General features: G+C 39.4%; 17 protein-coding genes, 1 tRNA gene and 1 pseudogene. All 19 read left to right on the top strand.

The window, feature by feature from the left end; genetic code table 11:
• The first annotated feature begins 34 nt into the window (after positions 1–34).
• The 19 genes and pseudogenes from K4Z77_RS08270 to K4Z77_RS08180 all read left to right on the top strand — a co-directional run bounded on the left by K4Z77_RS08270 (position 35) and on the right by K4Z77_RS08180 (position 18443).
• Positions 35–108 (top strand) — tRNA-Pro (locus K4Z77_RS08270).
• A 202-nt stretch (positions 109–310) separates the two neighbouring features.
• A pseudogene (locus K4Z77_RS08265) lies at positions 311–496 on the top strand (ISL3 family transposase); the annotation flags it as partial.
• A gap of 382 nt (positions 497–878) precedes the next feature.
• Complete coding sequence (locus tag K4Z77_RS08260; protein WP_224219016.1) at positions 879–1085, top strand: hypothetical protein; 207 nt, start codon at positions 879–881, stop codon at positions 1083–1085.
• A complete protein-coding gene (locus K4Z77_RS08255) occupies positions 1082–1276 on the top strand; it encodes a hypothetical protein (protein ID WP_042900261.1) in 195 nt (64 codons plus the stop codon). Before K4Z77_RS08260 ends, K4Z77_RS08255 begins: the two co-directional genes overlap by 4 nt.
• Positions 1263–2147 carry an ABC transporter ATP-binding protein gene (locus tag K4Z77_RS08250; RefSeq protein WP_224219015.1) on the top strand — a complete coding sequence of 295 codons (885 nt, stop codon included), beginning with the start codon at positions 1263–1265 and terminating at the stop codon, positions 2145–2147. The genes K4Z77_RS08255 and K4Z77_RS08250 overlap by 14 nt, the downstream gene beginning before the upstream one ends.
• A 1-nt stretch (position 2148) precedes the next feature.
• The gene (locus K4Z77_RS08245; protein ID WP_224219014.1) at positions 2149–2886 is read left to right on the top strand and encodes an ABC transporter permease; all 738 of its coding nucleotides are present in this window, start codon (positions 2149–2151) and stop codon (positions 2884–2886) included.
• Positions 2886–3983: a sensor histidine kinase gene (locus K4Z77_RS08240; RefSeq protein ID WP_224219013.1), complete on the top strand. Its 1098-nt coding sequence runs from the start codon at positions 2886–2888 to the stop codon at positions 3981–3983. Before K4Z77_RS08245 ends, K4Z77_RS08240 begins: the two co-directional genes overlap by 1 nt.
• A complete protein-coding gene (locus K4Z77_RS08235) occupies positions 3984–4583 on the top strand; it encodes a response regulator transcription factor (protein WP_224219012.1) in 600 nt (199 codons plus the stop codon).
• A gap of 321 nt (positions 4584–4904) precedes the next feature.
• Positions 4905–5318: a 30S ribosomal protein S12 gene (gene rpsL / locus K4Z77_RS08230; protein WP_001142332.1), complete on the top strand. Its 414-nt coding sequence runs from the start codon at positions 4905–4907 to the stop codon at positions 5316–5318.
• A gap of 19 nt (positions 5319–5337) precedes the next feature.
• Positions 5338–5808, top strand: a complete 471-nt coding sequence (gene rpsG, locus K4Z77_RS08225) for a 30S ribosomal protein S7 (protein WP_000087873.1) — start codon at positions 5338–5340, stop codon at positions 5806–5808.
• A gap of 393 nt (positions 5809–6201) precedes the next feature.
• Positions 6202–8283, top strand: coding sequence for an elongation factor G (fusA, locus tag K4Z77_RS08220; protein ID WP_000090357.1), 2082 nt, complete (start codon positions 6202–6204; stop codon positions 8281–8283).
• Between the two features lie 103 nt (positions 8284–8386).
• On the top strand, positions 8387–12778 hold the full coding sequence (locus K4Z77_RS08215; RefSeq protein WP_224219011.1) for a PolC-type DNA polymerase III: 4392 nt from the start codon (positions 8387–8389) through the stop codon (positions 12776–12778).
• Positions 12779–12865: 87 nt separating this feature from the next.
• Positions 12866–13390, top strand: a complete 525-nt coding sequence (locus K4Z77_RS08210) for a DnaA ATPase domain-containing protein (RefSeq protein WP_140833282.1) — start codon at positions 12866–12868, stop codon at positions 13388–13390.
• 107 nt (positions 13391–13497) lie between these two features.
• Positions 13498–14451 (top strand): helix-turn-helix transcriptional regulator, encoded by a 954-nt coding sequence (locus K4Z77_RS08205; RefSeq protein ID WP_224219010.1) that lies wholly within the window; start codon positions 13498–13500, stop codon positions 14449–14451.
• A 7-nt stretch (positions 14452–14458) separates the two neighbouring features.
• On the top strand, positions 14459–15769 hold the full coding sequence (locus tag K4Z77_RS08200) for a DUF262 domain-containing protein (protein ID WP_224219009.1): 1311 nt from the start codon (positions 14459–14461) through the stop codon (positions 15767–15769).
• Positions 15763–17646, top strand: coding sequence for a DUF262 domain-containing protein (locus K4Z77_RS08195; RefSeq protein ID WP_000230427.1), 1884 nt, complete (start codon positions 15763–15765; stop codon positions 17644–17646). The genes K4Z77_RS08200 and K4Z77_RS08195 overlap by 7 nt, the downstream gene beginning before the upstream one ends.
• A gap of 89 nt (positions 17647–17735) precedes the next feature.
• On the top strand, positions 17736–17999 hold the full coding sequence (locus K4Z77_RS08190; RefSeq protein WP_000047863.1) for a type II toxin-antitoxin system RelB/DinJ family antitoxin: 264 nt from the start codon (positions 17736–17738) through the stop codon (positions 17997–17999).
• The gene (locus K4Z77_RS08185; protein ID WP_000913063.1) at positions 17992–18270 is read left to right on the top strand and encodes a type II toxin-antitoxin system RelE/ParE family toxin; all 279 of its coding nucleotides are present in this window, start codon (positions 17992–17994) and stop codon (positions 18268–18270) included. Before K4Z77_RS08190 ends, K4Z77_RS08185 begins: the two co-directional genes overlap by 8 nt.
• A gap of 20 nt (positions 18271–18290) precedes the next feature.
• The gene (locus K4Z77_RS08180) at positions 18291–18443 is read left to right on the top strand and encodes a hypothetical protein (protein ID WP_000776626.1); all 153 of its coding nucleotides are present in this window, start codon (positions 18291–18293) and stop codon (positions 18441–18443) included.
• The last annotated feature ends 7 nt before the right edge of the window (positions 18444–18450 follow it).

The following is an 18450-nucleotide window of genomic DNA, read 5'->3' as shown; positions in this document are numbered from 1 at the left end:
TCGACTCCTCTAGGGTGCATTTTTCTATTTAACTCGGGAAGTAGCTCAGCTTGGTAGAGTACTTGGTTTGGGACCAAGGTGTCGCAGGTTCGAATCCTGTCTTCCCGATTTATTACAGAGATACGTAAACGTATCTTTTTTTATTTTAACTAGATATTATATACATTAAGAGAGAATCAGTTTGCTTCTCTCTTTTTTTGGCTCTATAATATTTGTAGTGGGGATATTATGGAGCCTATTTTTGTGTAGAAAAAAAGTCCCATATGACCTATAATGAAAAGTGACAAAACAACTCATTAGAAAGATTCATATGGAACAATTACGTTTTATCACAAAACAACTCGATATCAAAGACTCAAACATCAAAATTCTAGACATCATCAATAAGGATACACACAAGGAAATCATTGCCAAACTGGATTATGAGCCTCCATTGTGTCCTAACTGTGGAAGTCAAATGAAGAAATATGACTTTCAAGAATCGTCTAAAATTCCTTTAAAATCAGCGTATACTTTTTGTTTCCTACCTTGTTTAATAATACGGTAGTTAATTATACACATTGAAATTTTATAGATTTTATAACTCTTATTAATTCTTAATAAAGCAATAGAAGAGTTTTTGTTGAACCTATAATATATGTTTCAATGTTATAAAAATTGCTTCTATTACGAGTTTAGGTAAGTATTAGTTTACATTATAGTGTGAATTGGGTTTGATATTTCTTTTGAGGAAGCTGCTTTAGATTCTTCTACTTGTGTTTTATTGTATAGTGTATCTTGCTTGTTTTGAACAGAATCTTTTATGACATTTGTCATATTTCCTAGTGACAGAAGCATCTAGCTCCGCTAACTTCAAAGGGCTATAATTGAAGTATGAAATGGAGGAAGAAGAGATGAGAAATAAAATGATTATCGCAGTGAGTTTAGTAGCAGCAGGAGTTATGACCTATCTCATGTTTTCGGGATTGGATGAGGATTTCTACCATTTTCCTTGGGAGCTTTTTGCTGGCTTTGGAATGATGTCTTGGCTTATCATAGAAGGTTTGAAATTAGTCTCAGATGTGAAAAAGGAGTTTGAAAAATGAAAAAAGCGTTTCTCTATCTTTTTATTGGACTATCACTAGTGGTATGGTTGGTAGAAATGTTTACAGGTTGGTTTGATCAAGCCTTCCTTCACCAATTCATCCGTGGTGTCTGGGGACTAGGATTTATGATTTTTATCGCCTTTCCTATGGGAGAGGAGTGGCTAAAAGGAGAATATCATGAACATGATTAAGGTAGAAAGCCTAAATAAAAACATCAAGGGCAAGGCTATTTTGAAGGATATTTCCTTTGAGGTAGCTGAAGGTGAATGCGTCGCCTTGATTGGGCCCAATGGTGCTGGGAAGACCACACTCTTGGACTGTCTGCTTGGAGATAAACTGGTCACAAGCGGTCAAGTATCCATCCAAGGCTTGCCAGTGACGAGCTCTAAGTTAGACTACACTAGATCCTATCTCCCTCAAGAGAATGTAATCGTTCAGAAACTAAAGGTAAAAGAGTTGATTGCTTTCTTTCAAAGTATTTATCCAAACCCTTTGAGCAGACAAGAAATTGATCAACTATTGCAGTTTGACCAGCAACAGAAAGAGCAATTTGCAGAAAAATTGTCAGGCGGACAAAAGCGTCTCTTCTCTTTTGTCTTGACCTTGATTGGGCGACCAAAGCTTGTCTTTTTAGATGAACCAACTGCTGCCATGGATACTTCAACTCGGCAACGCTTTTGGGAAATTGTTCAGGAGTTAAAAGCTCAGGGAGTAACCATCCTCTATTCGTCCCATTATATCGAAGAGGTAGAGCATACAGCGGATCGAATCTTGGTCTTGAATAAGGGAGAGTTGATTCGCGATACAACACCTCTAGCCATGCGCAGTGAGGAGATTGAAAAGCACTTTATCCTTCCTCTAGCATATAAGGAAGTTGTCGAACAATCAGACTTGGTTGAAAACTGGTCACAAAAACAGGATGCTCTACAAGTAGTCACACGCGAAGCAGATGCTTTTTGGGAACTGTTAGTGCAAGCAGGATGTAGGATTCAAGAAATTGAAGTCAATAATCGTAGCTTACTGGATACAATCTTTGAAGAAACACAAAAGGGAGATGACTAAGATGAAACGATGGACCGCACTAAACAAGATAGAATTTCTATTGACCAAACGACAATTAGTCTATTATCTATTATCCGTAGGGATGCCGACAGCATTCTATTTATTCTTTTCAGGCATGTACCAGGACACACCTGGTGGACCAGCTAATTTTATGCGTGATTACCTCATCTCCATGACAGCCTTTTCCATGATGTCGACAGCTATGTTTTCATTCCCAGCTGTTTTACATACCGATAAAATCAACAACTGGCAGAAAACATTACGCCATACTCCAGTAAATATGGTAGAATATTATCTATCAAAGATAACTAGTATGATGGTTGATTATTTGGTCTCAATCCTGGTTGTTTTCTCAGTTGGGCACTTGGTCAGAGGTGTGGATATGCCTCTAGGAAGCTGGATTGGGGCTGCGTTCTTTCTGATAGTAGGAAGTGTAGCTTTTGTAGCGCTTGGCTTGACCTTGACACTCTTGCCTTCTAGTCAGCTGATGTCTGTCGTGGGTAATCTTCTCTATCTAGGCTTGGCTGTTTTAGGTGGACTCTGGATGCCCATCTCTTTATTTCCAGACTGGATGCAAGTAGTAGGTAAGTGTCTTCCAACATATCAGTTGATGGAGTTGCTCAAGACCTTCTTAAACGAGGGTAGCATCAATCTATCAGCCACAGTTTATCTACTTGTTTTTTCAGCAGTTTTGTTTGGTTTGACCATTTACCTTCAAGGTCATAAGGAGAATGCTTAATGCTTGAAAGACTGAAAAGCATACATTATATGTTTTGGGCCAGTTTGATTTTTATGCTTTTCCCCATCCTACCTGTAGTGATTGGGGAGCTTGCTGTCTGGCATTTATTGGTTGATATTCTATTTGTAGTGACGTATTTGGGTGTTTTAATAACTAAGAACCAGCGCCTATCTTGGCTTTTCTGGGGGATCATGCTGGTCTATGTAGCTGGGAATACCGCCTTTGTTGCTGTGAATTATATCTGGTTTTTCTTTTTTCTTTCCAATCTCTTAATTTATCATTTTGGCGTACGTAGTTTAAAGTCTTTACATGTCTGGACATTTCTCCTTGCTCAAGTCCTTGTTGTGGGGAGACTTTTGATTTTTCAGAGAATCGAAGTTGAGTTTCTAGTCTATCTGCTTGGAATTCTTGCTTTTGTCGATTTAATGACTTTTGGCTTGGTTCGGATTCGGATTGTGGAGGATTTGAAAGAAGCTCAGGCTAAGCAAAATGCCCAGATAAATCTATTGCTTGCTGAAAATGAACGCAGTCGTATCGGTCAAGATTTGCATGATAGTCTGGGGCATACCTTTGCTATGATTAGTGTTAAAACTGATCTAGCCTTGCAGTTATTTCAAATACAGGCTTATCCACAGGTGGAAAAGGAATTAAGAGAAATACAGCAAATTAGCAAAGAATCAATGCGTGAAGTGCGAACCATTGTGGAAAATCTTAAGTCTAGAACTTTGACATCCGAACTAGAGACTGTGAAAAAGATGTTAGAAATTGCTGGAATTGAGGTGGAAATAGCTAATCAACTAGATACAGCTAGCTTAACTCAGGAATTGGAGTCAACGGCTTCCATGATTTTGCTTGAGTTAGTAACCAATATCATCAAACATGCTAAAGCGTCTAAAGTCTACTTGAAATTAGAACGGACAGAGAAAGAACTCATTCTAACAGTGAGAGATGATGGCTGTGGCTTTACTTCTATAAAGGGGGACGACCTACATACAGTTCGAGATCGTGTTCTTCCATTTTCGGGAGAAGTAAAGGTAATTAGTCAGAAACAACCGACAGAAGTGCAGGTTCGACTACCTTATAAGGAGAGAAAGTAGATGAAAGTGTTAGTCGCAGAAGATCAAAGTATGTTGCGAGATGCTATGTGTCAATTGCTCATGCTTCAACCGGATGTGGAGTCTGTCCTTCAAGCCAAGAATGGGCAAGAAGCAATCCAACTATTAGAAAAGGAGTCTGTAGATATAGCCATCCTTGACGTAGAAATGCCTGTTAAGACAGGTCTTGAAGTTTTGGAGTGGATACGAGCAGAAAAGCTTGAAACAAAGGTGGTTGTGGTGACGACCTTCAAACGTCCTGGGTATTTTGAACGTGCGGTTAAGGCTGGAGTGGATGCTTATGTATTAAAAGAACGAAGCATTGCAGACCTCATGCAAACCTTGCACACCGTCCTTGAGGGACGCAAGGAGTATTCGCCTGAATTGATGGAAGTGGTGATGACGCATCCCAATCCATTAACAGAACAAGAAATCGCAGTTTTAAAGGGAATTGCTCAGGGCTTCTCTAACCAAGAAATTGCAGACAAACTTTATCTATCCAACGGAACAGTCCGAAACTATGTCACCAATATTCTTTCAAAACTAGATGCAGGTAATCGAACAGAGGCAGCTAATATCGCGAAAGAATCTGGTTGGTTGTGATACTATCATATCTAGAAAACCATTATGTGCTAAAATTGAAATTATTCAATCAAACCAAATAATTTTGTAACTAGAGGAGGGCTTGGTTTCCTCCTTTTTCTTTTTTAGGAGGCACTACAAAAGAGCTAAAATTAACAATAAAAAAGAAAAATATCTTGACAACCAATAGAAAATTTTGTTACAATAATAGACGGTACTTTTTACTTTTGGTCTCTCAAGAGTGTACAGGGACGTGCTGACAAATGTTGCAAAAGTACACACAGATGATAGCTGTCACCAAGTGTATCATCACCAAAAATAAAAAAACACAGGAGAATGTAGATGCCTACAATTAACCAATTGGTTCGCAAACCGCGTAAATCAAAAGTAGAAAAATCTAAATCACCAGCTTTGAACGTTGGTTACAACAGTCATAAAAAAGTTCAAACAAACGTTTCTTCACCACAAAAACGTGGTGTTGCAACTCGTGTTGGAACAATGACACCTAAAAAACCTAACTCAGCCCTTCGTAAATTCGCTCGTGTACGTTTGAGCAACCTTATCGAAGTTACTGCCTACATCCCAGGTATCGGACACAACTTGCAAGAGCACAGCGTGGTGCTTCTTCGTGGTGGACGTGTAAAAGACCTTCCAGGGGTACGTTACCATATCGTCCGTGGTGCACTTGATACTGCAGGTGTTAACGATCGTAAACAAGGTCGTTCTAAATACGGTACTAAACGTCCAAAAGCATAAGGAAAGGGGATAAAGAGAAATGAGTCGTAAAAATAGAGCTCCAAAACGTGACGTATTGCCAGATCCGCTTTACAATTCACAACTAGTTACTCGTCTTATCAACCGCGTTATGCTTGATGGTAAACGTGGTACAGCTGCTTCAATCGTTTACGGTGCCTTTGAGCAAATCAAAGAAGCTACTGGTAACGATGCACTTGAAGTATTTGAAACAGCTATGGAAAACATCATGCCTGTACTTGAAGTACGTGCACGTCGTGTTGGTGGTTCTAACTACCAAGTCCCAGTTGAAGTTCGTCCAGAACGTCGTACAACACTTGGACTTCGTTGGTTGGTAACAATTGCTCGTCTTCGTGGTGAACACACAATGCAAGACCGTCTTGCAAAAGAAATCTTGGATGCTGCTAACAACACTGGTGCAGCTGTTAAGAAACGTGAAGACACTCACCGTATGGCTGAAGCTAACCGTGCATTCGCACACTTCCGTTGGTAAGATAGGATGCGAAAGCGTTAAGAAAGTCCCAGAGAAAATAGGGAATCGAAGCAGGTTGCGATTGCAACCAATGAGATTCATCTTTTTCTCCAGACTTTTAGCTTGAGCTCAACTAAATCATGATGCTAGGAACGGTAAGGTTGCAAGGTGAAAATAGGAAACTGACGCAGTATTCGACGAATACAAGGAAGTTTATCTTTTTCACACAGCATCCCGTTCCGGCTCAAATCGGCTAGCTAACTCTGGCCCGAGTTCAATTCAACTTGTAAATCTACAAGTTGAAACCAACAATAGCATGAAAACATTGAGAACGGGTAGGTCCTGCCTATCCGTTTTTATTAAAATCGTGTTATAATAGAATAGAAATCAAAATAAATAGGAGAAACAAACCTCATGGCACGCGAATTTTCACTTGAAAAAACTCGTAATATCGGTATCATGGCTCACGTCGATGCTGGTAAAACAACAACTACTGAGCGTATTCTTTACTACACTGGTAAAATCCACAAAATCGGTGAAACTCACGAAGGTGCGTCACAAATGGACTGGATGGAGCAAGAGCAAGAACGTGGTATCACTATCACATCTGCTGCGACAACAGCTCAATGGAACAACCACCGCGTAAACATCATCGACACACCAGGACACGTGGACTTCACAATCGAAGTACAACGTTCTCTTCGTGTATTGGATGGTGCGGTTACCGTTCTTGACTCACAATCAGGTGTTGAACCTCAAACTGAAACAGTTTGGCGTCAAGCAACTGAGTACGGAGTTCCACGTATCGTATTTGCCAACAAAATGGACAAAATCGGTGCTGACTTCCTTTACTCTGTAAGCACACTTCACGATCGTCTTCAAGCAAATGCACACCCAATCCAATTGCCGATCGGTTCTGAAGATGACTTCCGTGGTATCATTGACTTGATCAAGATGAAAGCTGAAATCTATACTAACGACCTTGGTACAGATATCCTTGAAGAAGATATTCCAGCTGAATACCTTGACCAAGCACAAGAATACCGTGAAAAATTGGTTGAAGCAGTTGCTGAAACTGACGAAGAATTGATGATGAAATACCTCGAAGGTGAAGAAATCACTAATGAAGAATTGAAAGCTGGTATCCGTAAAGCGACTATCAACGTTGAATTCTTCCCAGTATTGTGTGGTTCTGCCTTCAAAAACAAAGGTGTTCAATTGATGCTTGATGCGGTTATCGACTACCTTCCAAGCCCACTTGACATCCCAGCGATCAAAGGTATCAACCCAGATACAGATGAAGAAGAAACTCGTCCTGCATCTGACGAAGAGCCATTTGCAGCTCTTGCCTTCAAGATTATGACAGACCCATTCGTAGGTCGTTTGACATTCTTCCGTGTTTACTCAGGTGTGCTTCAATCAGGTTCATACGTATTGAACACTTCTAAAGGTAAACGTGAACGTATCGGACGTATCCTTCAAATGCACGCTAACAGCCGTCAAGAAATCGACACTGTTTACTCAGGTGATATCGCTGCTGCCGTTGGTTTGAAAGATACTACTACTGGTGACTCATTGACAGATGAAAAAGCTAAAATCATCCTTGAGTCAATCAACGTTCCAGAACCAGTTATCCAATTGATGGTTGAGCCTAAATCTAAAGCAGACCAAGATAAGATGGGTATCGCCCTTCAAAAATTGGCTGAAGAAGATCCAACATTCCGTGTTGAAACAAACGTTGAAACTGGTGAAACAGTTATCTCTGGTATGGGTGAGCTTCACCTTGACGTCCTTGTTGACCGTATGCGTCGTGAGTTCAAAGTTGAAGCGAACGTAGGTGCCCCTCAAGTATCTTACCGTGAAACATTCCGCGCTTCTACTCAAGCACGTGGATTCTTCAAACGTCAGTCTGGTGGTAAAGGTCAATTCGGTGATGTATGGATTGAATTTACTCCAAACGAAGAAGGTAAAGGATTTGAATTCGAAAACGCAATCGTCGGTGGTGTGGTTCCTCGTGAATTTATCCCAGCGGTTGAAAAAGGTTTGGTAGAATCTATGGCTAACGGTGTTCTTGCAGGTTACCCAATGGTTGACGTTAAAGCTAAGCTTTACGATGGTTCATACCACGATGTCGACTCATCTGAAACTGCCTTCAAGATTGCGGCTTCACTTGCCCTTAAAGAAGCTGCTAAATCAGCACAACCAGCTATCCTTGAACCAATGATGCTTGTAACAATCACTGTTCCAGAAGAAAACCTTGGTGATGTTATGGGTCACGTAACTGCTCGTCGTGGACGTGTAGATGGTATGGAAGCACATGGTAACAGCCAAATCGTTCGTGCTTACGTTCCACTTGCTGAAATGTTCGGTTACGCAACAGTTCTTCGTTCTGCATCTCAAGGACGTGGTACATTCATGATGGTATTTGACCACTACGAAGATGTACCTAAGTCAGTACAAGAAGAAATCATTAAGAAAAACAAAGGTGAAGACTAATCAGTCCTCACTCTAGAAGGAAGTCACTTAGTGGCTTCCTTTTGTCTTTAGAAAACACCTCTAAGTATGGTAAAATAGTAAGAGAATAATGTGAGGAAAATGAATGTCAAATAGTTTTGAAATTTTGATGAATCAATTGGGGATACCTGCTGAAATGAGACAGGCTCCTGCTTTAGCACAGGCCGATATTGAGCGAGTTGTGGTTCATAAAATTAGTAAGGTATGGGAGTTTCATTTCGTATTTTCTAATATTTTACCGATTGAAATTTTTTTAGAAATAAAGAAAGGTTTGAGGGAAGAATTTTCTAAGACAGGGAATAAAGCTATTTTCGAAATCAAGGTTCTGTCTCAAGAATTTTCAAACCAGCTCTTGCAGTCCTACTATAGGGAGGCTTTCTCTGAGGGGCCATGTGCTAGTCAAGGTTTTAAGTCCCTTTATCAGAATTTGCGAGTTCGTGCGGAGGGCAATCAACTCTTTATTGAAGGCTCTGAGGCGATTGATAAGGAACATTTTAAGAAGAATCATCTTCCTAATTTAGCGAAACAACTTGAAAAATTTGGTTTTCCTACTTTTAACTGTCAAGTAGAGAAAAATGATGTACTGACCCAAGAGCAGGAAGAAGCCTTTCATGCTGAAAATGAGCAGATTGTTCAAGCGGCTAATGAGGAAGCGCTCCGTGCTATGGAGCAACTGGAACAGATGGCACCACCTCCAGCTGAAGAGAAACCAGCCTTTGATTTTCAAGCGAAAAAAGCTGTAGCTAAACCGAAGCTGGATAAGGCAGAGATTACTCCTATGATTGAAGTGACGACGGAGGAAAATCGTTTGGTCTTTGAAGGGGTTGTTTTTGATGTGGAGCAAAAAGTGACCAGAACAGGGCGTGTTTTGATCAACTTTAAAATGACGGACTACACTTCAAGTTTTTCTATGCAAAAGTGGGTTAAGAATGAAGAAGAGGCTCAGAAATTTGATCTAATTAAGAAAAATTCTTGGCTCCGAGTTCGTGGGAATGTGGAGATGAACAACTTCACACGCGATTTGACGATGAACGTGCAAGACGTGCAGGAAGTTGTTCACTATGAGCGGAAGGATTTAATGCCAGAAGGAGAACGCCGGGTTGAGTTTCATGCTCATACTAACATGTCGACCATGGATGCTCTACCAGAGGTTGAAGAAATCGTTGCGACAGCTGCTAAGTGGGGACACAAGGCAGTTGCTATCACCGACCACGGGAATGTTCAATCCTTCCCACACGGCTATAAGGCAGCTAAGAAAGCGGGAATCCAGCTGATCTATGGAATGGAAGCCAATATCGTGGAGGACCGTGTCCCTATCGTCTATAACGAAGTGGAGATGGACTTATCGGAAGCGACCTATGTGGTCTTTGACGTGGAAACGACAGGGCTATCAGCCATCTATAATGACTTGATTCAGGTTGCAGCCTCTAAGATGTACAAGGGGAATGTCATTGCTGAATTTGATGAATTTATTAATCCCGGGCATCCCTTGTCAGCCTTTACTACTGAGTTGACTGGAATTACAGATGATCATGTCAAAAATGCCAAACCACTAGAACAAGTTTTACAAGAATTCCAAGAATTTTGTAAGGATACGGTTCTAGTTGCTCACAATGCGACCTTTGACGTTGGATTTATGAATGCCAACTATGAGCGTCATGGTCTGCCAAAGATTAGTCAGCCAGTTATTGATACGCTGGAGTTTGCTAGAAATCTCTATCCTGAGTATAAACGTCATGGTTTGGGGCCTTTGACCAAGCGTTTTGGTGTGGCCTTAGAACATCACCACATGGCCAATTACGATGCGGAAGCTACTGGTCGTCTGCTCTTTATTTTTATCAAAGAAGTAGCAGAAAAACATGGTGTGACCGATCTAGCTAGACTTAATATTGATTTGATTAGTCCAGATTCTTATAAAAAAGCTCGGATCAAGCATGCGACCATTTATGTCAAGAATCAAGTAGGGCTAAAAAATATCTTTAAACTGGTTTCTTTATCCAATACCAAGTACTTTGAAGGGGTGCCACGGATTCCAAGAACGGTTCTAGATGCCCATCGGGAGGGCTTGATTTTAGGTTCAGCTTGCTCTGAAGGTGAAGTTTTTGATACAGTCGTTTCCCAAGGTGTGGATGCGGCGGTTGAGGTGGCCAAGTATTATGACTTTATCGAGGTCATGCCACCAGCTATCTATGCTCCCTTGATTGCCAAGGAGCAGGTCAAGGATATGGAAGAACTCCAGACCATTATCAAAAGTTTGATAGAAGTGGGAGACCGTCTTGGTAAGCCTGTTCTGGCTACCGGAAATGTTCACTATATCGAACCGGAGGAAGAGATTTACCGTGAAATTATCGTCCGTAGTTTGGGACAGGGGGCTATGATTAACCGAACCATAGGTCACGGCGAACATGCTCAACCTGCTCCTCTTCCAAAAGTTCATTTTAGAACGACTAATGAAATGTTGGATGAATTTGCCTTCTTGGGAGAGGCACTGGCACGCAAATTAGTCATTGAAAATCCAAATGCCTTGGCAGATATCTTTGAACCTGTTGAGGTTGTTAAGGGTGACTTGTATACGCCTTTCATCGACAAGGCTGAAGAAACAGTTGCCGAGCTGACCTATAAGAAAGCTTTTGAGATTTATGGAAATCCGCTGCCAGATATCGTTGATTTGCGGATTGAAAAAGAACTAACCTCTATTCTGGGGAATGGATTTGCTGTGATTTATCTGGCATCGCAGATGCTGGTTCAACGTTCCAATGAACGGGGTTACTTGGTTGGTTCTCGTGGGTCTGTAGGATCTAGTTTCGTTGCGACCATGATTGGGATTACAGAGGTCAATCCTCTCTCTCCTCACTATGTCTGTGGTCAGTGTCAGTACAGTGAGTTTATCACAGATGGTTCTTATGGTTCAGGTTTTGATATGCCCAATAAGGACTGTCCTAAATGTGGTCACAAACTCAGCAAAAACGGACAGGATATTCCTTTCGAGACTTTCCTTGGTTTTGATGGGGATAAGGTACCCGATATTGACTTGAACTTTTCGGGTGAAGATCAGCCTAGTGCCCACTTGGATGTGCGTGATATCTTTGGTGAGGAATATGCCTTCCGTGCAGGAACGGTAGGTGCGGTGAAAGCTAAGATAGCCTATGGCTTTGTCAAGGGTTACGAGAGAGATTATGGGAAATTTTATCGTGCTGCAGAGGTGGAGCGTTTAGCCCAGGGAGCTACTGGGGTTAAACGAACAACTGGACAACACCCAGGGGGAATCGTTGTTATTCCGAACTACATGGATGTCTACGATTTTACGCCTGTCCAGTATCCAGCGGATGATGTGACGGCTGAATGGCAGACCACTCACTTTAACTTCCACGATATCGATGAAAATGTCCTTAAACTAGATGTACTGGGACATGATGATCCGACCATGATTCGGAAACTTCAGGATTTGTCTGGGATTGATCCTAATGAAATCCCTATGGATGACGAAGGTGTGATGGCTCTCTTTTCTGGTACTGATGTACTTGGGGTAACACCTGAGCAAATCGGAACGCCTACGGGTATGTTGGGGATTCCAGAGTTTGGAACCAACTTTGTGCGTGGGATGGTCGATGAAACCCATCCGACGACCTTTGCTGAGTTGCTACAGTTGTCTGGATTGTCCCACGGTACCGACGTTTGGCTGGGCAATGCCCAAGATTTGATTAAACAGGGAATTGCGGACCTATCAACCGTTATCGGTTGTCGGGACGACATCATGGTTTACCTCATGCATGCTGGTCTCGAACCTAAGATGGCCTTTACCATCATGGAACGGGTACGTAAGGGATTGTGGCTCAAGATTTCCGAAGAGGAGCGAAATGGCTATATCGAAGCAATGAAGGCCAATAAGGTGCCAGAGTGGTATATCGAGTCCTGTGGGAAAATTAAGTACATGTTCCCTAAAGCCCACGCGGCAGCCTACGTTATGATGGCCTTGCGTGTGGCCTACTTCAAGGTTCACCATCCTATTTATTACTACTGTGCTTACTTCTCAATCCGTGCTAAGGCTTTTGATATCAAGACCATGGGTGCGGGCTTGGAGGCCATCAAACGCAGAATGGAAGAAATCGCTGAAAAACGGAAGAACAATGAGGCCTCTAATGTGGAAATTGACCTCTATACAACTCTTGAAATCGTCAATGAAATGTGGGAACGTGGTTTCAAGTTTGGCAAATTAGACCTCTACCGTAGTCAGGCGACAGAGTTCCTCATCGATGGGGATACCCTCATTCCGCCATTTGTTGCTATGGATGGTCTGGGAGAGAACGTTGCCAAGCAGTTGGTACGAGCACGTGAAGAAGGAGAATTTCTTTCTAAAACAGAATTGCGTAAGCGTGGAGGGCTTTCATCAACCTTGGTTGAAAAGATGGACGAAATGGGCATCCTCGGCAATATGCCAGAGGATAACCAGTTGAGTTTGTTTGATGAATTGTTTTAAAAAATTGCTTATTTTGATCAAGTGGACAAAATATGTCCACTTGATTTGTTATAATTCTCTTAAAAATAATAGAAAAGAGAGTATAATATGGTGAATCAAGAAATTTTAAATTCTAATGTGTCAATTGAAGAGGAAATTTATAATTTTGAAAAAGGCTTGAAAGATGATGGGAATGATTGGACCGGATTCCCACAAATAGACTTAAAAGAAGATTCTCAATGTATTTACATTTGCGGTATTTCAGAGACTGATAGATGGCATTTGTTTTATTATACGTTAACTAAAATAAAACCTGCTACTCCAATAGCATCACTTGCATATTATCGAGTGAGAGATAATTTGATTTCTTCTAAAGATAGTCAATGGATAAAACTGCAAATGGAGTATACAGAGTATGATTGGCTTTTTCTGAATGGAGTTCAATTTTTGGGAGAGGCTGATCAAAGGGTACAGGAATACTGGATGCAGCGATTCAAAGAGAGTAAGAAAAGAAACAAACTCTTCATTGTATATTCAGACTGCTTACCCGAAGACTTAAAAAATATGCCTGAATCCGTAGTTGAGTTCTTCGAATCTGGCATAGTGGTACAGTTGAAATCATCTAAGGGCTAGTTTATTTTGCTTTAATCGTTTTGAATATAAAGTGCTAGTTAGACTATAGAAGTGATAATAATGTACTGGAAATAGTATTGTTTGAATAATATGTAGAAGGACTGGAAATGAATGATCAAGAGAGACTGCTAACGATTTTTTTACGTTTACAGTTTGGGACTCCGTTAGGAAAAAAGCAACTGGCTCAGGAATTTGAGGTTAGTGAAAAGACGATACAGAGAGATTTTTCGCTACTCCGTGATATTTTATCTAGTCACACCAGTTATAGTGGAGATTTGCTTTATAACCGTAAAACGAATAAGTATTGTTTAGCAAGTAAGTCAGTTTTTAATAAAAAGGATATTCTCGTTATTTCAAAGATTTTATTGGAAAATCGAGCACTGAATAGACCAGAAATTGCTAGTTTACTACATAATTTACTGGTCTTAGTTCCCCGTGATGATCGGAAAGAAATCGAGCAGATTATTGGAAGTGAAAAGCTGAACTATGCTCCCTTAACGGATCAACAAAATAGAATAGAGAAAATTTGGAATTTATCAGAAGCTATTTTGCATGAACAGGTTCTAGATATTATCTATCAAAAACCTTATTCTGAATCTTCTAAGAGGCAGACTGTTTTGCCAGTCTCTCTTTATTATGATAGTCATTATTTCTATCTAGTTGTCTACCAGTTGAAACATGCTACTTATATTACTTTAAGAGTAGACCGTATCGAGTCATGGTCTCTTAGTGATATAGAGAAACCCTCTATTTCTTATCGAGATAAATTTAGAGATGGCGACATTCGTAACGAGAGAGTAGATGCTTTTATCGGGAAGAAAATCAGTATTGAAATCGAGTATTTGTACGATCCGACGATTGTGATGGATCAATTTCCAAATGCAAAAACAGTTGGGAAAAATGGCGACTGGACTCATTTTAAGTTTGAGAGTCAGCATACACCGGGGCTTAAACGCTGGTTGTTGGGGCAAGGGGAAGCAGTTACTATTTTGTCTCCTCGGATTTTAGTGGAGGATATGAAGCAAACAGTTCAAGAAATGCTAGATAAATATAATAGATGAGGATAAAATGACTATTCAATTTACTTCTAAAAAGGTTGGAGAACTATTGAAAGAAGGGAATTTGCGGATTCCTTCTTATCAAAGACCTTATAAATGGAACAGAAAACATATCCGTAATCTTTTTTATGATTTACGAGATGCTATGGGGAAAAAGGAATATCAGATTGGTTCCGTTATCTTACATGAAAATGATGGATATGATATTGTCGATGGACAGCAACGGCTAATTTCAATTTCCTTGTTTCTTCATTTATTAGATAGATTAGAGAATTATAAGGGTGCTAAGCAACTGCTGAGTGCTGCTGTATTTGGAGAGCTATCTTGCTATCATGCGAGTGAAAATTATAATGAGTGGGAAAATTTGACTCAATTGGTTGGCGAAAATCAGGCAAAAGATATTTGCAATTTTTTATTGGAAAATTGTTCTGTCTCCGTGATTACTATGCCAAAGAAACGATTATCTGAAGCCTTTCAGTTATTTGATTCTCAGAATAATCGTGGAAAATCTTTAGAACCTCATGATTTGCTCAAAGCCTATCATCTTCGCAAGCAAGATTCCGAAGATGAAAGAATTGTGGAAAAGTGGGAGCAATTTGTAGAAGATAAAGATTTAAGTCTCAAAGAGTTATTTGATAAACATCTTTTTCGTATGAGACGTTGGTCGCGAGGAGAGACAGGATTGACAAACAAGCGTTATGGATCTTATCTCCGTTTTACAGAGGATTTTATTGACGATTTTAAAGGCGTTGATTTGAATCAGAACTTTCCATACTTAGAATTGTATCGTCATATTGAAAAGCTCCCTATGTCCATTACTATGCCAATCATTGATGGAAGTAAATTTTTTGAGTATATTGAATCTGCTCATGAAACTATTAGAGTTCATAAAAAATTTTTAAATAAAAAGTTAGGATTCTCTAATGAGTCAGAGAAGGAAGAACAAAATTTGGCTTACCCAGAAGGTATGTTAAACATTTACAATAGCTCAAAAGGACGCTACCTCAAGTGTCACAATATATTCCTAAATATTTGCTCGCTTTTCGCAGATAGATTTGGAAAAGAGGAGCTATCAAAGGAGATAGTAGAGACCTTGTTTATTTGGTCTTATTACCCTCGAGTTAAGTCTAAAGCTATATATGATGCAACGGTAGGGAAATACGCCGCTGGTGGAAGTTTTAGACAAAAAGAGGCTCAAAAGCTATTTCAACTTTTATCCCATGCTGTTACTCCGAATGATTTCATGATCAAGATAGATAGAGAATTATTTGAAAATTATACTGTGGACAAGATTATAGAAGAGGAAAAAGATAAATGGTAGAAACACATATAAGCTTATCAGTTAATCGTTTGTTAAATGAAGATACCTATGCTATTCCTCTTTATCAGAGAAATTTTGCTTGGACTTATGATGAAATTGAACAGTTATTGAACGACGTAGCAGATGCTTTTCAAGAAAATAGAGATAATTACAATTACTATATTGGAACATTAGTCGTTAATAAAGAGAATGACATTTTCAAAATCATAGATGGGCAACAACGAACAACAGCCCTTAATTTGATTGCCTTAGCTTTGAAGCATGAGTTTGGTTTTGATAGATTGAAGGCTGTCAATCTTACCTTCCCAGCTCGGAAGAAATCAAATAAGAATATTCAAGATCTATTTGCCAAGAAAAAAATTTTAGAGGGCGATGAAAATGAGCTGACTAGAGGTTACGGACATGCTAGAGACGCATTGAAAAAAGTGCTAGAGGAGCGCCGTCTTGATCCTCAGTCTTTCGTTGATTATCTTTTTGAGAATGTTATCATTTTTCGGAGTATACTTCCTGAAGATTTAGATTTGAATCTTTATTTCGAACGTTTCAACTCTCGAGGAGAACAACTAGAGGCTCATGAGATTCTCAAGGCACAAATGATGGCTAAGTTCGGTGAAGATCAAGAAATGGCACAAAGATTTGCGAGAATTTGGGATGCCTGTGCAGAATTTGATAAGCCGGTAATAAAAACTTTTCAAATTCGAAGTAGACCAAACAATACTGATGAAGAGGGGGAGAAAATTTTTGGTAAAGAATTTACTAACTTCAAATTGGAAAGTGTATTTGAGAAAATAAGAGTAAAAAAAATTGAGCAACGAAGTTTACTAGATGCAATTACTCAGACAAAATATGAAAGTAGTAGCTTAGTAAATAATGGAGCAGATATTTCAAATTATACGACTGTAATTGATTTTCCAACATTTTTGCTTCAAGTTTTTTTTATCATGGAAGGAAATGACGAAACTACATTTGATGATAAAAAATTATTGACAATATTTCAAATTGAACGTCGAGATAGAAAATGGGTCCAACAATTTGGGCAACTACTTCTGACTATGAAGCATATATTTGATACGCTAATCGTAAAAAATGTTCAATTAGAAAATGAAACCGAATGGCAAATCAAGCGAGGTAAGTATGAGACATATCAACGAAATGAAAATGGAGGATGGAGATATGTTCGAATTAATTATCAAAACAATACTTTTGACAATTTAAACAAAAACATTATCCTCCTTCAATCCATGTTTGCTGTGACCTTTACTGCTAATCGTGATAGTCGTTGGTTATATGAAATCTTGCAATTCCTCTTTAACCATATTGAAGAGTTAAATCAAACAGAATTTGCTAGTCTTTTTAAGGATTTTCTTGAAAAAATGGCAGTGAGATATGCTGAGGAAAGATTGTTTACCGAAGATAAAAGTATCAAAAAATATGGGGTAATTCCTGTTTACGCTTTTAACTTTGTGGATTATGTTTTGTGGAAAAATCGTGAAGAATTGAAGAAAGATTACGATATTGAGTTTAAAGATTTTAAATTTGCATATCGTCGCTCCATAGAGCATTGGTATCCTCAGAATCCAAATGGACATGATGGAGAGAGCCAATTACCTGCTGAGTTTTTACATTCCTTTGGCAATCTTTGTATCATTACCGATAGTCAGAACTCCCGGTTTGGCAACTCCTATCCAGAGGCTAAATTAGAACAATGGGAAAGAGAAGGGATATTCCATCGTCAGAGTTTAAAATTACAGATGATGGCAAAGATAACTTCTAAAAAAGATTCTGGTTGGGGTCCGGAACAAATAACAGAACTGGAAAAAGAGATCTTGACTAGGGTAAATCATTTTATAGAAAATAAGTCATCAGAGCAACGATAATCATCTATCCAAAGAGGCTAATGTATATCCAATAGATTTACATTAGCCTTCTTTTTTGTTAAAATAGTCTATAGAAAGAGGGTGAGAGTATGTCAAAGACGAGTATGAGCATCCGTTTGGATAGTGAGGTGAAGGAGCAGGCTCAACAGGTGTTTAGTAATCTGGGAATGGATATGACAACAGCTATCAATATTTTTCTTCGTCAGGCTATTCAATATCAGGGATTACCTTTTGATGTTAGACTAGACGAGAATCGGAAGTTGCTTGAGGTATTAACGGATTTAGACCAAAATCGTAATATGAGCCAATCCTTTGAATCAGTCTCTGACTTGATGGAGGATTTGCGTGCTTAAGATTCGTTATCATAAACAGTTTAAAAAAGATTTTAAGTTGGCTATGAAGCGTGGTTTGAGGGCAGAATTATTAGAAGAAGTTTTAAATTTTCTGGTTCAAGAAAAAGAACTTCCTGCTAGATATCGTGATCATCAACTGACAGCATCCAAGCATTTTCAAGGAGTTCGTGAATGCCATATCCAGCCAGATTGGCTTTTGGTTTATAAAGTAGACAAGGAAGAATTACTTTTAAACTTGCTTAGGACAGGTAGTCATAGTGATTTATTTTAATAAATTTTAAGGGGGGTCTCATGAAACTAAGAATTTTTGCGGAAGATAAGCCGGCTGAGAAGGTATTTGAATATCAATTAGAACTTGCTGATCAGACAATTCTTCTATCAACAGCACTCTTGTCAGGTGCTATTGCTTTAGCAGGATTATTCTCTGCTTTGAAAGAAAAATAAAAATAGA

The organism is Streptococcus mitis subsp. hohhotensis (assembly GCF_020089495.2).
GTDB classification, from domain to species: domain Bacteria; phylum Bacillota; class Bacilli; order Lactobacillales; family Streptococcaceae; genus Streptococcus; species Streptococcus hohhotensis.
The sequence above is the reverse complement of the archived record's forward strand: the minus strand, read 5'-3'. Positions and strand labels throughout refer to the sequence as shown.